General features: G+C 64.1%; 15 protein-coding genes and 3 pseudogenes. 10 read left to right on the forward strand and 8 right to left on the reverse strand.

Features of this window, described 5'->3' with window-relative positions:
• Positions 1-92: 92 nt before the first annotated feature.
• Both PE067_RS02695 and PE067_RS02700 read left to right on the forward strand, forming a co-directional pair.
• Positions 93-1,061: a nitronate monooxygenase family protein gene (locus tag PE067_RS02695; RefSeq protein WP_276187716.1), complete on the forward strand. Its 969-nt coding sequence runs from the start codon at positions 93-95 to the stop codon at positions 1,059-1,061.
• A gap of 155 nt (positions 1,062-1,216) precedes the next feature.
• Complete coding sequence (locus tag PE067_RS02700; protein WP_276187717.1) at positions 1,217-1,573, forward strand: cupin domain-containing protein; 357 nt, start codon at positions 1,217-1,219, stop codon at positions 1,571-1,573.
• Here PE067_RS02700 and PE067_RS02705 read toward each other — a convergent pair.
• The 3 genes from PE067_RS02705 to PE067_RS02715 all read right to left on the reverse strand — a co-directional run bounded on the left by PE067_RS02705 (position 1,570) and on the right by PE067_RS02715 (position 3,969).
• Entirely contained in the window at positions 1,570-2,010 is a 441-nt protein-coding gene (locus tag PE067_RS02705; protein WP_276187718.1) for a thioesterase family protein, read from the reverse strand. The two genes, PE067_RS02700 and PE067_RS02705, sit on opposite strands and share 4 nt — an antisense overlap.
• A complete protein-coding gene (locus tag PE067_RS02710) occupies positions 2,007-3,107 on the reverse strand; it encodes an N-acetylglucosamine-6-phosphate deacetylase (RefSeq protein WP_276187719.1) in 1,101 nt (366 codons plus the stop codon). Before PE067_RS02710 ends, PE067_RS02705 begins: the two co-directional genes overlap by 4 nt.
• Positions 3,108-3,168: 61 nt before the next feature.
• Positions 3,169-3,969, reverse strand: coding sequence for a response regulator (locus tag PE067_RS02715; RefSeq protein WP_276187720.1), 801 nt, complete (start codon positions 3,967-3,969; stop codon positions 3,169-3,171).
• A 27-nt stretch (positions 3,970-3,996) separates the two neighbouring features.
• Here PE067_RS02715 and PE067_RS02720 point away from each other — a divergent pair, with 27 nt between their 5' ends.
• The 3 genes from PE067_RS02720 to PE067_RS02730 are packed head-to-tail and all read left to right on the forward strand — an operon-like array spanning position 3,997 to position 6,606.
• Positions 3,997-4,215, forward strand: coding sequence for a NepR family anti-sigma factor (locus PE067_RS02720; protein WP_276187721.1), 219 nt, complete (start codon positions 3,997-3,999; stop codon positions 4,213-4,215).
• A gap of 32 nt (positions 4,216-4,247) precedes the next feature.
• The gene (locus PE067_RS02725) at positions 4,248-4,808 is read left to right on the forward strand and encodes an RNA polymerase sigma factor (RefSeq protein ID WP_276187722.1); all 561 of its coding nucleotides are present in this window, start codon (positions 4,248-4,250) and stop codon (positions 4,806-4,808) included.
• Positions 4,809-4,812: 4 nt separating this feature from the next.
• The gene (locus PE067_RS02730) at positions 4,813-6,606 is read left to right on the forward strand and encodes a sensor histidine kinase (protein ID WP_276187723.1); all 1,794 of its coding nucleotides are present in this window, start codon (positions 4,813-4,815) and stop codon (positions 6,604-6,606) included.
• Here the strand turns inward: PE067_RS02730 and PE067_RS02735 are convergent.
• The 5 genes and pseudogenes from PE067_RS02735 to PE067_RS02755 form a co-directional block, all read right to left on the reverse strand.
• Positions 6,603-7,637 carry a YihY/virulence factor BrkB family protein gene (locus PE067_RS02735; protein WP_346429641.1) on the reverse strand — a complete coding sequence of 345 codons (1,035 nt, stop codon included), beginning with the start codon at positions 7,635-7,637 and terminating at the stop codon, positions 6,603-6,605. The two genes, PE067_RS02730 and PE067_RS02735, sit on opposite strands and share 4 nt — an antisense overlap.
• A pseudogene (gene dnaQ, locus PE067_RS02740) lies at positions 7,549-8,285 on the reverse strand (DNA polymerase III subunit epsilon). The gene PE067_RS02735 and the pseudogene dnaQ overlap by 89 nt, the downstream one beginning before the upstream one ends.
• A pseudogene (gene coaE, locus PE067_RS02745) lies at positions 8,266-8,873 on the reverse strand (dephospho-CoA kinase). Before coaE ends, dnaQ begins: the two co-directional pseudogenes overlap by 20 nt.
• 10 nt (positions 8,874-8,883) lie before the next feature.
• A complete protein-coding gene (locus tag PE067_RS02750) occupies positions 8,884-9,744 on the reverse strand; it encodes a shikimate dehydrogenase (protein ID WP_276187724.1) in 861 nt (286 codons plus the stop codon).
• A 64-nt stretch (positions 9,745-9,808) separates the two neighbouring features.
• Positions 9,809-10,255 carry an Rrf2 family transcriptional regulator gene (locus PE067_RS02755; RefSeq protein ID WP_276187725.1) on the reverse strand — a complete coding sequence of 149 codons (447 nt, stop codon included), beginning with the start codon at positions 10,253-10,255 and terminating at the stop codon, positions 9,809-9,811.
• A gap of 221 nt (positions 10,256-10,476) precedes the next feature.
• Here PE067_RS02755 and PE067_RS02760 point away from each other — a divergent pair, with 221 nt between their 5' ends.
• The 5 genes and pseudogenes from PE067_RS02760 to PE067_RS02780 all read left to right on the forward strand — a co-directional run bounded on the left by PE067_RS02760 (position 10,477) and on the right by PE067_RS02780 (position 14,183).
• Positions 10,477-11,694 carry an NAD-dependent epimerase/dehydratase family protein gene (locus PE067_RS02760; protein WP_276187726.1) on the forward strand — a complete coding sequence of 406 codons (1,218 nt, stop codon included), beginning with the start codon at positions 10,477-10,479 and terminating at the stop codon, positions 11,692-11,694.
• Positions 11,691-12,527 (forward strand): glycosyltransferase, encoded by an 837-nt coding sequence (locus PE067_RS02765; protein ID WP_276187727.1) that lies wholly within the window; start codon positions 11,691-11,693, stop codon positions 12,525-12,527. The genes PE067_RS02760 and PE067_RS02765 overlap by 4 nt, the downstream gene beginning before the upstream one ends.
• Positions 12,524-13,357, forward strand: coding sequence for an SDR family oxidoreductase (locus PE067_RS02770; RefSeq protein WP_276187728.1), 834 nt, complete (start codon positions 12,524-12,526; stop codon positions 13,355-13,357). The genes PE067_RS02765 and PE067_RS02770 overlap by 4 nt, the downstream gene beginning before the upstream one ends.
• Positions 13,354-13,810 (forward strand): annotated as a pseudogene (locus PE067_RS02775) (GAF domain-containing protein). The gene PE067_RS02770 and the pseudogene PE067_RS02775 overlap by 4 nt, the downstream one beginning before the upstream one ends.
• Positions 13,788-14,183, forward strand: coding sequence for a GFA family protein (locus PE067_RS02780; RefSeq protein WP_276187729.1), 396 nt, complete (start codon positions 13,788-13,790; stop codon positions 14,181-14,183). The pseudogene PE067_RS02775 and the gene PE067_RS02780 overlap by 23 nt, the downstream one beginning before the upstream one ends.
• Positions 14,184-14,218: the final 35 nt, after the last annotated feature.

A 14,218-nucleotide genomic window follows, 5' to 3' on the forward strand; every position in this document is an offset into this window, starting at 1 on the left:
GGCAGCACTGATCCTGCAACTACGCGACGTCAGGCTTGGCCGGGACCCTTCGGCCAAGCCAATCTGCGGCAACCAACACGCCAGAGGACCCCATGCTGCCAAAGATCCTGCAAGACCTGCGCATTCCCGTCGTCGCCTCGCCGATGTTCATCGTCTCGGGGCCGGAACTGGTGATTGCGCAACGCAAGGCCGGGATCGTCGGCAGCTTTCCCGCGCTGAACGCCCGCGAAAAGGATGGCGAACCACCCCTGCTGGACCTGTGGCTGACCCGCATCGCCGAGGAACTGGACCGCCACAATCAGGCCAATCCCGACCGTCCCGCCGCGCCCTTTGCGGTCAATCAGATCGTGCATCGCTCGAATGCGCGGCTGGAACGTGATCTGGAAATCTGCCACCGCCACAAGGTTCCGATCTGGATCACCAGCCTTGGCGCCCGCCCCGAGGTGAACCACGCCGCCCATGATTGCGGCGGCATCGTGCTGCATGACATCATCAACAACACATTCGCAAAAAAGGCCATCGACAAGGGCGCGGACGGGCTGATTGCGGTCGCTGCGGGTGCCGGGGGCCATGCCGGGCCGCTGTCGCCCTTTGCGCTGATTCAGGAAATCCGCGCATGGTTCGATGGGCCGCTGCTTTTGTCAGGGGCGATTGCCACGGGCCGCGCGGTGCTGGCCGCGCAGGTCATGGGTGCGGATCTGGCCTATATCGGCAGCCCCTTTATCGCCACGACCGAGGCCCATGCCCAACCCGAATACAAGCAGATGATCGTCGATTCGGGGGCGGCGGATATCGTGACATCCAGTCTGTTCACCGGGATTTCGGGGAATTATCTGGCGCCCTCCATCCGCAATGCCGGGCTTGACCCGGATGCTCTGGGCCATGCCGATCCCTCGACCATGGATTTCGCGGCGGCGACTTCGGGTGGCAAACCCAAGGCCCGGAGCCAGATCTGGGGCGCGGGACAGGGCATCGGTGCTGTCCGTGCCGTGCAGCCTGCGGGCGCGCTGATCGACCGGCTGGCGCAGGAATATGCGCAGGCCCGGGCGGATTTTGCCTGATTCTCGCCCTGTCGCGGGACAAATATTCTAGTGAAAATAATTTTCTTGTATGTAATACTTTTTACCCGGCTGACCCCGCCACCCGGTCGGGGCTAGGCTGCGGGTTGGCGTTCAAACCGCCCGCAACCGGAACTCTGGATATTCAGGACAGGAAAATGGCTATCAGGAAATTCGGCACCTATCAGAAACCCAATGTGGACCCGATCACCGAGGATCTGGACTGGTGGCACCCGGTCGAGGGTTCGCCCACGATGAAGACCTGGATCGAGCATCAGACCGATGACGGCAAATACCTGACCGGCTATTGGGAGGCGACCCCCGGCAGCTACCGCGTCAAGTATGAGGTCGATGAATTCATCCACATGTTCGAAGGCCGCGCGACGCTGACCCATGACGGCGAAGCGCCCCAGACCTATGTCGCCGGCGACACCTTCCTGATCGAGGCGGGTTTCGACGGCATCTGGAAGACCGAGGAAACCGTGCGCAAGGCCTTTGCCATCCGCGCGCGTTAAGGCTGATCGCCAAGCTGCGCCAGCTTTTCGCGGTAATCCGGCGGGATCGGCGTCGAATCATGGCTGCCCGCGCGGACAAAGACCATGGTGATGGCCGCCTGCGCGACGGCCTGACCCTCGCCCTTGCGAAACATCGCAAGGGCGAATGTGACCGAGGCATTGCCGATCCGCGTCAGTTTCAGCCCGATTTCCAACTGGTCGGGATAGGCGGCGGGGCGCAGATATGTGCAGGAATTTTGTGCGACCACGGCAATCGGTCGGTTGCCCTGCAGATCCTGCATCCCTTGCGCGGTGAGCCAGCCGTTGATCGCATTGTCGAACAGTTCCAGATAGGTGACGTTATACAGGTGCCCGTAACCGTCATTGTCGTTCAGGCGCGTCTGCATCGGCGTAAACTGCCGGAATTCCGCGCGGGTCATGGGCACTGGACGGGTCATGGCTGGCCGATCCGGACAGGGTTCAGATCACCGTCCAGCGCCAGAAGCTGATCGACGGGCAGGCCCGCCGCCAGTTCCCGGGGCGGCAGGCCCATGGCGCGGCGCGGGATGTCGCTGGCCATGGTCAATGCCTCGTCCAGCGGCGTGCCCGCATGTCGGTGCAGGCGCAGCACGCAGTCCAGCAGGCAGACATGCGCCCCGGCCAGCGCGCCTTCGGCATTGATCAGGCGGCCATCGGCGACGCGGATTTCAGTCCCGTAAAGGGTAAAGCGGTCGGGCCCGCCGACCGTCGGCATCGCATCCGACACCAGAAAGCTGCGCCCCGCAACCGGTCGCGCCGCCATCGCAATGCGCAGCGCCTGCCAATCGACATGGATGCCATCCGCGATCAGGCCGATATAGGCATCCGACAGGATCGCCGCGCCGACAACGCCCGGATCGCGCGACAGCATCGGCGGCATCGCGTTGAAAAGATGGGTGAACATCGTCACCCCACGCGCCAGCGCCTGCTGCGTTTCCGCGCTGGTCGCGGCGGTATGTCCTGCCGACAGCACCACGCCCATTTCAGCGGCCTGCGCCATCAGTGCCGGATCGGCCAGTTCCGGGGCCAGCGTCAGCAGGACCGGCACATCGGCATCGCGCAACCGGCGCAGGACGCTGATGGTGCGGCTGTCCAGCGGGCGGATGTGGCGCGGATCATGGGTGCCCCGGCGCGCGGGGGCGATATGGGGGCCTTCGATATGCAGCCCCTCCAGCCCCGGTTCGCCCTTGCAGGCGATGGCAGCCTCGGCGGCGGCCTCGATCACATTTGGCGCATCGGTGATGACGGTGGGCAGGATCGCCGCCGTGCCAAGGGCCAGATGCGCGGCGCGGATGGCGCGCAGCCCCTCGGGCGTCGGTGTCGTATTGACCAGCACCCCGCCCCCGCCATTCACCTGCAGATCGGTCAGCCCCGGCGCCAGCAGATGCAGATGACGTGCGCCAACCTCTTGCGGGCGCAGGCGGCGCAAGGCGGTGACGCGCCGCCCATCGGTTTCCACACCGAAACCGGGTTGAAGGCTGCCCTGAACAAGGGTGAGATCGGCTGAAATCAGCATGATATGGCAGGCGTGACCGTGCAGACGCGGGCCGCGGGTTTGACGCCGCAGCCCGCGCGGTTCAGATCTTCATCCCTTCGGTCGAGGCAAAGAACATCGCCTGACTGACGGCCGAACGGACGTTGCCCTCGGAATAGGGCTTGGAAATCAGGAAGGCCGGTTCCGGGCGGTCGCCGGTCAGCAACCGTTCGGGGAAGGCGGTGATGAAGATCACCGGCAGATCGTCCAGAGTGGCCAGCAATTCGTTGACCGCATCAATGCCCGACGAACCATCGGCCAGCTGGATATCGGCCAGGATCAGGTCGGGACGTTCCTGCCCCGCCAGATCGATCGCCGCGCCATGGGTGCGGGCGATGCCGGTCACGTCATGGCCCATCGCCTGAACGATGCCTTTCAGATCCATGGCGATGATGGTTTCATCCTCGATCACCATGACCTTGCCGGTAATGGCGCGGCTCATTTCGTCATGGGCGATGCGGACAAGGCCCTCGGCCTCGGGCAGGTCGCAATCCATGATGCGGGCGATCTGGTCGAAACGCAGACCCTCGATCGTGTGCAGCAGCAGGGCTTCGCGCGAATTCGGGGTCAGTTGTTTCAGCCGCGCCTGTGCCGCCGCTTCGCGCGGGTCGGGGGTGTCGGTCGCAACAGGCTGGCCCGAGCTTTGCCAGATCGCGTGAAAGGTGCGAAACAGCGCGATGCGGGTTTCGTCGTCGCGCATCAGGTCGCGATCGCTCAGGATCGCCTCCAGCGTGGCGGCTGCGTAATTGTCACCGGCAGCCTGATTGCCCGTCAGTGCGCGCGCATAGCGGCGCAGGAATGGCAGTTCGCGGGCGACGGATTGGGCAAGATCCGTTACGGGCATTGCATCCTCATACAAAAGTCGAGAAGAGTGGAACCATACGTTTTGTTAACGGTTGAAACGCATGGCTACAAGTTTCTCGGGATCAAGAAGATGAACAAACGGCGTGAAGAGCGCAGGCGCGCCGAAATCGAAAAGCAGATCGACGAGAATCTGAGGCGGGTTTACGACGAAGATACCCAGCAGGATGTCCCCGATCGGTTCAAGCTGCTGCTTGAACAATTGCGCGGACAGGCAACCGCTGAATGAACGCACCCACAGCGCAATCCTCAGGACAACGGATGAAACCGCACAAGGACCCGCGCGACGAGCTGGTCGACCACCTGCCCGCTTTGCGCGCCTTTGCCCTGTCGCTGTCACGCGATGGCGCGATGGCCGACGATCTGGTGCAGGACACCATCGTCAAGGCCTGGACGAATATCGAAAAATTTCAGGTCGGCACCAATCTGCGTGCCTGGCTGTTCACCATTCTGCGCAACACCTTTTATTCGGCACGTCGCAAGACCCGCCGCGAGGTGAATGACACCGATGGCGTCCATGCCGCGCGCATGAGCACCCGGCCCGATCACGATGGCCGTCTGGCGCTGAACGATTTCCGCGCCGCCTTTGAAAAGCTGCCGGATGAGCAGCGCGAGGCGCTGTTGCTGGTCGGTGCATCCGGTTTTTCCTATGAGGAAGCGGCCGAGATGACCGGCGTGGCCGTCGGCACCGTCAAGTCGCGTGCCAACCGTGGTCGCCGCCGACTGGCGGAATTGCTGCAACTGGAAGACGGCGAAGAGCTTGCCATCACCGACCAGACCACGCTGGCGGTCATGGCCCAGAACGGTCCGGTTTCGCGCTAGTGCCATGCTGAGGCGCCTGCGTGAGCGTTTCGAATTCACCCGCGGCCTTGGCTTTCGGCTGGGCAGCCTGCTGACCGTCGCCATCCTGCCGATCGGGCTGATTTCGGTCATCCAGACCCTGCACCTGTCGCGCGAATACGAACGCTCGTCGGAAATCGCGCTGTTGGGGCGGACCTCGGCCGCGGCGGCGGGGGAACGGGCGCTGTTGCAGGGCGCGCTTGGCAGCGCCGATGCGCTTGGCCCTGCGGTGCTGGAAACGCTGAACAACCCCGGCGCCTGTTCCGAAATCATGTCGCGTTTCCTGCAAAGCACCGCGATTTTCGCCTATGCCGGGTTCACGCGGCTGGACGGGCGCACCGATTGTTCGTCGGTCGGCGGCGAACATGACCTGTCGGACAGTATCGAATTTCGCGATTTCGTCGCCAATCCGGGAACTTTCGTCACATCATCGGGCAATATGCCGATCATGGGCGGTTCGATGGTCACGGTTTCGCAACCGCTGTATCAGGGCGAGGAATTGCTGGGTTTCATCGCCGTCGCCATGTCGCATGACCTGCTGCGTTCCAGCCATATGACGACCTATATCACCGAAGGCGTGCGCATCCTGACCTTCAACAACCTGGGTCAGGTGCTGTCCATAGATCAGGATTCCGCGCAGGATTTCAGCAGATATCTGCCGCAGGACTACGACCTGACCACGCTGCTGTCGCGCAACGACACCACCTTTCGCGCGCTGGCCAATAATGGCGAACATCGGGTGTTCAGCGTCGTGCCGGTGGTGCCGGGGTTGGTCTATGCGCTTGGTAGCTGGAATCAGACGCAATCGGGCGTCGCCGGTCTGGGGCTGACGCGGTTCTGGGCGGTCTTGCTGCCGATCCTGATCTGGGCGGTGTCGCTGACCGTGGCCTATTTCGCGGTCTTTCGGCTGGTCATCAGCCATATCGGCGTGCTGCGCCAGCAGATGCGGCGCTTTGCGATCGGGGACCGTTCGCGCCCGCCCCCGGTCCTGCGCAATGCGCCGCAGGAAATTCAGGACGTCAGCCAGACCTTTCACAACATGGCCCGCATCCTGATCCGGGACGAGGCCGCGCTGGAAGAGGCCGTGACCGAAAAGACCGTCCTGCTGAAAGAGGTTCATCACCGGGTCAAGAACAACCTGCAACTGATCGCCTCGATCCTGAACATGCAGATCCGCGTCATCACGGATGACGACGCGCGCCGGGTGCTGCGTTCGGTTCAGGACCGGGTGTCGTCGCTGGCGGCGATTTATCACAACCTGTATCAGGCCGAACATCTGGATCTGGTCGAGGCCGACCGGCTGATCGGCGAGATCATCAACCAGATGAGCAAGGCTTCGGTCGGGCCGGGGACGGGTCTTGCCGTCGAAACCCGGCTGGCACCGCTGACGCTGTTGCCCGATCAGGCCGTGCCGCTGTCGCTGCTGGCGACCGAAGCCTTTACCAATGCCATCAAATACGCCGGCATGGCGGCGGGTCAGGAACGCCCCTGGGTGCGGGTCATCATGGAACAGGACGAGGCGGGCATGACGCGGCTGGAAATCGCCAATTCCGTCGGTCCCGCCGAACCCGAGGCCGATGGCAGCGGTCTGGGCAGCCAGTTGATCGAGGCTTTCGCGACCCAGCTGGACGGCGAAATGACGATCACCGAAGACGCCGGGCAGTTCGCGCTGCGTCTGGTGTTCCGGGCGGAACGTGTCCAGAAAGGCGCGGGTCCTGCCCCGCAGGATCACCAGACGCTGGTTCTGACATCGACCGCGCGGGACGGTTCACAGCATTAACCCTTGTCGCTTTGCAGCTTGGCGGCGGCGCGCAGCGCGCGGGCGGCGATGACGCGGCGGCGGCGGCTCATCTCGACATTGATCAGGGCGCCTAGCAGGACGGAAAAGCCGCCCAGATAGAACCACATCAGCATGGCGATCACCGCGCCGATGGAACCGTAGATGCGGTTGTAGCTGTTGAAACTGCCCAGATACAGCGAAAACCCATAGGATGCCGCCGCCCAGACCAGCGCCGCGATCAGCGCGCCCCAGGTAAAGATCGGCGTGCGCGGCGCCTTCACGTTCGGGCCGTAGCGATACAGGATGCCGATGGCCAGCAGCACGATCAGGAACATGCCGGCCCAGGGCACGATGGAAATCAGCCAGCTTTGCAGCGGCCCCTCGGTCAGGAAATTGATCGCCAGCGGCCCGACGACGATGGTGGCCATGCCCAGCAGGACCACCCCGACCAGCGCCAGCGTCAGCACATAGGCCAGCAGGAAACCAAAGATCGTCGAATGCGACCTGACGCCGTAGGCCGCGTTCAGCCCGCGCACCAGCGCATCGACCCCGGCCCGCGCCGCGACCGTCGCCACGACGAATGAAATCGCCGTGGTCCAGCCCAGTTGCGTGCGCCCGCCCTTGACCAGCGCATCGACCTGATTGTGCAGGATGGCAGAGGCCCCGCCGGGGATGAATTCGTCGGCCATATGCGAATATTGCTGAATGGCCAGCGGGTCATACCACAGCCCCCACAGCGCAAAGATCGCGGTCAGGCCGGGAAAGACCGCGAACATGCCGTAAAAGCCCACGCCCGCGGCGATCAGGCTCATGTGGATCTTGTCCATCCGCTCCATCACGGACATGACGAACTGCCAGAGATCCCTGATGAAACTCAAACCGCCGTTCTCCTGAAACCCGTGCCGGGCAAACTCTTGCCGTAATTGCGCGATGCCGCAACCGTCAGTGCGGGCCGCCGCCCCCGTTACCGTCCTGACTGCGATACCGCAGCCACACCGCAGCTTCGCCCAGTTTTGTGACGAATGCATCATGCGCGGCCTGTTCCTCCGCCGTAAGGCGGGGGCAAGGGCGCGGGGGCGCGGTCCGCGCGGTGCCGCGCGGCCCGTCGATGTCGCTGCCGTCGCCTGCGTGGCCGATGGGCCGCTTTCCAACACCAGACCCGGCTGACGGCCACCTTTCAGCGCCAGATAGACCTCTGCCAGCAATTCGCTGTCCAGCAGCGCGCCGTGCAGCGTCCGGTTCGAGTTGTCGACGCCGAAACGCCGGCACAGCGCATCCAGCGAATTCTGCGCGCCGGGAAACTTGCGCCGGGCCAGTTCCAGCGTATCGGTGGCGCGGCTCATCGGCAGGGGGGCAAAGCCCGCGCGTTTCAGTTCATGGTTCAGGAATTTCATGTCGAAACTGGCATTGTGAATGACCAGCTGACCGTCATCGCCGATGAAATCGACGAAATCCTGCACGACGGCGGCAAAGACCGGCTTGTCTTTCAGAAATTCGTCGCCCAGCCCATGAACCTCGAACGCCGACTGGGGCATGTCGCGTTCGGGGTTGATATAGACGTGATAGGTGCGGCCCGTGGGCAGCAGGTTCACCAGCTCGATCGCGCCGATTTCGACCAGACGGTCGCCGGTTTCGGGGTCGAAGCCCGTGGTTTCGGTATCAAGAACGATTTCGCGCATTGCCGCCTTTTTCCATGATCTGCGCGCAGATGTCCACGATGGCCGCCCGCGCTTCTTCCAGCGTGACCGAAGGGATGATCCAGTCGGCCCGCGCCCGTTTGTCGGCGTCGGGCATCTGGCGCGACAGGATCAGGTCCAGCGTTTCCGGGGTCATGCCGGGACGCGCCATGACACGGGCGCGCTGGATATCGGCGGGGGCCGAGACGACCGCGACACCGTCCATCGCCCCCCGGCGCCGGTTTCGAACAGCAGGGGCATGTCCAGCACGATGATCGGCGCATCGGGGTTTGCGGCAATGAAAGCCGCGCGGTCGGCGGCGACCAGCGGATGCACGATGCGTTCCAGCCGGGTCAGGGCATCCGCATCGCGCTGCAATTCGGCCTTGAGCGCGCCGCGGTCGATGCCGCCCGATTGCAGGGCTGCGGGAAAGGCGGCGGCGACCGGCTGAACCGCCGCGCCGCCCGGCGCATACAGGCGATGCACCGCCTCATCCGCGTCCCAGACCGGGTGGCCCAGATCGCGGAACATGGCCGAGGCGGTGGATTTGCCCATGCCGATCCCGCCGGTCAGGCCCAGCAGAAAGCTCATGCCGCCCCTCTCATGCCAGGACGACCGCGCGCAACTGGTCATCCACCTCGGGGCGTTGGCCGAACCAGCGCTCGAAGCCCGGGGCGGCCTGATGCAGCAACATGCCCAGGCCATCGACGGTCTGACAGCCGCGCCGGCGCGCCTCGATCAGAAAGGGCGTGTCCAGCGGCGTATAGACCAGATCGGTCGCCAGCGTGCCGGGCGACAGCGCATCCAGCGGCACGCGCAGCGCGCCCTTGCCCTCCATCCCCAGAGAGGTCGCATTGACCACGGTCGCGATGCCTTCCAGCATATTCGCGGCCTGCCCCCAGTCATAGACGACGACGCGGGCGCCGAATTCCGACCGGATCTGTTCGGCGCGGATGCGGGTGCGGTTGGCGATGCGGACCTCGGGCACGCCCGCGTCCAGCAGCGAGGCGACGACCGCCCGCGCGGCACCGCCCGCCCCGATCACCGCCGCAGGGCCGCTGTCCGGGCGCCAGTTCGGGGCGTTCTGCCGCAGATTGGCGATGAAACCGTATCCATCCGTATTGTCGGCGTGAATTTTTCCGTCGGTCCGCAGGATCAGCGTATTCGCCGCCCCGATCAGCGCCGCGCGGTCGGTCACGACATCGGCCAGCGCCAGCACGGCTTCCTTGTGCGGGATGGTGACATTGACCCCGACAAAGCCCAGTTTCGGCAGCGACCGCAGCGCCTCGGCCAGATGTTCGGGACGCACCGGCAGCGGCACGTAATGCCCCGCGATGCCATAGCGTTTCAGCCAGTGGCCATGCAGGCGCGGGGAACGCGAATGCGCCACCGGCCAGCCCAGAACACCGGCCAGGGGGATATTCGCCAAGGGCGTATTCACGGGATCGCTGTTGTCGGACATGGCTTTGATTTCAGGATATTTTCAGGTTGCAAAAGATCCGCCCATGCGCAGCTTGCCCGCGCGTTCAGCCGGAAACCATTTCGGGCAGGCCGCCTTCGGCCACCAGATCGGAAAGGGTCAGCGATTCGATCAGCAGAAGATAGGACCAGAACACCTGCCCGAACATCTTGCGCAACCGGCAGCTTGCCTCATCCTTGCAATCTTCGCAGCGCTGATAGGATTTGCGCGACAGGCAGGGCAGGGGCGCGATCGGCCCGTCGACCCGGCGCAGCAATTCGCCGATGGAAATGTCGTCGGGACGCTTGATCAGCACATAGCCGCCCGCCCGTCCGCGCCGCGAACCGACATAGCCCGCGTTGCGCAGTTCCAGCATGATATGTTCCAGAAAACGCTTGGGCGCGCCGGAACGCTGCGCGATCTCTTCGATCGTCAGTGCCGAACCGCCTGCCGCCGTCTCATCCGCCAGTTCCATCAAGGCCTTGATGGCGTATTTCGTTTTCTGCGAGATCATGGCTTTTGCTTATCTGCCGCTTGGGTGGGTTGCAATGAAATCAGGACCGGATCGGTAAAATACATAGGGATAGTGGTGCTTTTGCCAAGCCTTGTGCCAAGTCTTGCCGGTTGCCGCATCTGGGCGGATATTGGCCTTGCCGGAACGGAGCCTATCGCATGATCGTTATCTTTCTGACACAGTCAGCGCGCATTCATGCGTTGCAACATCAGGAGTAAGCAATGCGCATAGCGGTGCTCGGAGGAGACGGTTTCGTCGGCTGGCCCACAGCCCTGCATCTTTCGGACCTTGGTCACGAGGTCCATATCATCGACAATCTGTCGCGGCGCTGGATCGACACCGAACTGGGTGTGCAGTCGCTGACGCCGATGGATTCCATTCAGGAACGCTGCCGGATCTGGCATCAGGAAACGGGTCGGCGGATCCATTTTCACCTGCTGGATCTGGCGACCGAATATGAACGGCTCAAGCTGTGGCTGGGCGAAAGCCGCCCCGATGCGGTGATCCATTTCGCCGAACAGCGCGCCGCCCCCTATTCGATGAAGACCGACCGCCACAAGGTCTATACCGTCAACAACAACACCAACGCGACGCATAACCTGTTGGCGGCATTGGTGGAAACCGGCATCGACGCGCATCTGGTCCATCTGGGCACGATGGGGGTCTATGGCTATTCGACGGTTGGCGCGCCCATTCCCGAAGGCTATCTGGACGTGGTGATCGACACGCCGAACGGCCCGCGCGAACAGCAGATCCTGTATCCGACGCGGCCCGGTTCGGTCTATCACATGACCAAAAGCCTCGATCAGATCCTGTTCCAGTTCTATGCCCAGAACGACGGGCTGCGCATCACCGACCTGCATCAGGGCATCGTCTGGGGGACCCATACCGACCAGACGCGGCGGCACGAACAGTTGATCAACCGCTTCGACTATGATGGCGATTACGGCACGGTGCTGAACCGTTTCCTGATTCAGGCGGCCATCGACTATCCGCTGACGGTGCATGGCACAGGCGGTCAGACCCGCGCCTTCATCCACATTCAGGATTGCGTGCGCTGCATCGAACTGGCGCTGTCGGATGCACCGAAATCGGGCGAAAGGGTGCGGATCTTCAACCAGATGACCGAAACCCACCGGGTGCGCGATCTGGCCGAGATGGTCTCGGGCATGACCGGGGCCAAGATCGCCTGGCTGCCCAACCCGCGCAAAGAGGCGGATGAAAACGATCTGATCGTCACCAATGACCAATTCCTGTCGCTTGGCCTGCAGCCGATCACCCTGGCCGAGGGGCTGCTGGCCGAGGTCGTCGATGTCGCAAGGAAATACGCCCATCGCATCGACCGTTCGCGCGTGCCCGCCGTGTCCGCATGGACCAAGGATCTCGCGCAGCGCGTCGAACACGACCCCGAAGGCAAAAGGCTGCGTTCGGTATCGTGAGCGGATTTCACGCCGAAAGGCCCGCCCGCGACCGGCGGGCCTATGTGACGCTGGCCACGAATGCCGATTACGCGACCGGCGCGGCGGCGCTGCTGCGATCCCTGCGCCGGACCGGCACCGGGGCCGATCTGGTCGTGATGTTCACCGATCTGGATGCCGCCTCGCAAGACATGCTGCGGGCGCTGGATGCGCGGCTGGTGCGGGTCGATCTGCTGCCGACCTCGGATCAGTTCAACCAGACCCATGCAAGGCGCGCCCTGCATGGGGCCGCCCCCTTTACCAAGGGTGAAAAACCGCCCTTTCACACGCCGCTGGACAATTTCGCCAAGCTGCGGCTGTGGCAACTGGACTACGCCCGCGTGGTCTTTATCGACGCCGATGCCATCGTGCTGCAAAACATCGACCGGCTTTTCGAATATCCCGAATTTTCCGCCGCGCCGAATGTCTATGAAAGCCTTGGCGATTTTCACCGGCTGAATTCGGGCGTCTTTACCGCGCGGCCCTCGCAGGAAACATTCGACGCGATGATGGCGCGGCTGGACCAGCCGGGTGTGTTCTGGCGCCGCACCGACCAGACCTTTCTGGAGACGTATTTTCCGAACTGGCACGGGCTGCCGGTGTTCGACAACATGCTGCAATATGTCTGGCTGAACCTGCCGCAACTGTGGAAATGGACCGATATCCGCGTGCTGCATTACCAATATGAAAAGCCGTGGCAGGATCACGCCAAGGCCGACAGTCTGCGCGTGCTGATCGAGCTGTGGCAGGCCCATGCGGGCGATGGCCCGGTGCCTGACCTGCGCGACCTGCCGCCGCCGCCCGGTGCCGCGTGAGGATCGCGCTGACCGGGGCATCGGGCCTTGTCGGGGGCTGGATCGCGCGCGGTGCGGCGCAGGCCGGCCATCAGGTCACCCCCCTGTCGCGACCCCGCTATGAGCTTGGCGACAGTCCCGATCTGGGCGGTTTCGACGCGCTGATCCATGCCGCGTTCCAGCATGTCCCCGGCCGTTACCGTGGCGGAGAGGGGGATGATCCGCAGGGTTTCGTCCGCGCGAATCTGGATGGTTCGGTCCGGCTGTTTCAGGCGGCGCGGGACGCGGGCGTCGGGCGGGTGATCTTTCTGTCCTCTCGCGCGGTGCATGACGGCCATGACCCCGGCCCTCTGGCGGACGACCTGCCGCCCGCGCCGACCAGCCTGTATGGCGAGGTCAAGGCCGCGGCCGAACAGGTTCTGGCCCAGATGACCACGCCGGAGTTCCGCACCGCCAGCCTGCGCCCGACCGGTGTTTACGGCTCTGGCCTGCCGCAGAAATGGGCGGGGCTGATCCGCGATTTCCTGAACGGCACCCCGCCGCCGCCCCGCATCGCGACCGAGGTTCACGGCGCCGATCTGGCCCATGCCACCCTGTCGGTTCTGGGCGATCCGGCAATGTCGGGCAGCTACAACATCGCCGATCTGGTGCTGGATCACCGCGACCTTTGCGCCGAAATCGCCGCACTGACCGATTGCAAGACGCTCCTGCCCGACCGCGCGGATGCCAGCGGGTTGCGCGTGCCGGTCTGCACACGGCTGCATGGGCTTGGCTGGCGCCCCGGCGGGCTGGACTTGCTGCGCCGCGACCTGCCCGCCATCGTGCGCGACGCTGAAAGGACCACCGCATGAGCCGCGTCGACTACCCCCAACTGGCTGCCAGCATCCGCGCCCTGACCCATGGCGAAACCGACCAGATCGCGCTGATGGCGACGCTGGCCTGTGAAATCCACCATGCCGACGACCGTTTCGACTGGACCGGGATTTTACCGCGTCACCGCCCCGGACCTGCTGAAGATCGGCCCCTATCAGGGTGGCCACGGCTGCCTGACCATCCCCTTTTCGCGCGGTGTTCGCGGCGCGGCGGCGCGGACCGGGCAGGTCCAGCTTGTCCCCGATGTCGATGCCTTTCCCGGTCATATCGCCTGCGCCAGCGGCACGCGGTCGGAACTGGTCATCCCGGTTTTCGCGGCCGGGCGGCTGATCGGCGTGCTTGACATCGACAGCAACCGGCCCGACGCTTTCACGCAGGACGACGCCGACCGCCTGACGGAGATCCTGCATGACAGTTTCAACCCGACATGAGCTTACCGGCCATTGCCTGTGCGGCGAGATCCGCTTTACCGGCACATGGGACGACACCAACGACCTGAAAGCCTGCCATTGCGGCCAGTGCCGCCGCTGGTCGGGCCATGTCTGGGCGGCGATCCTGCCCACATCGCTGACCATCACCGGCACGCCGAAATGGTTCCGCGCATCCGACATTGCCCGGCGCGGCTTTTGCGGCACCTGCGGGTCGTCGCTGTTCTGGCAGCGCGACGGGTCGGATATCATCGACGTCGCGGCGGGTGCCATCGACATGCCCACCGGGCTGAAGCTGCTGGGCCATATCTTTGTCGTGGACAAGGGCGATTACTACGATATCGCCGACGGCCTGCCGCAGCAGCAGACGGAATAGCCCGCACTGGCGCAATCCCGGCGATCGCGTTAGAG

This window comes from Paracoccus sp. DMF-8 (assembly GCF_029309835.1).
In the GTDB taxonomy this organism is placed as follows: Bacteria; Pseudomonadota; Alphaproteobacteria; order Rhodobacterales; family Rhodobacteraceae; genus Paracoccus.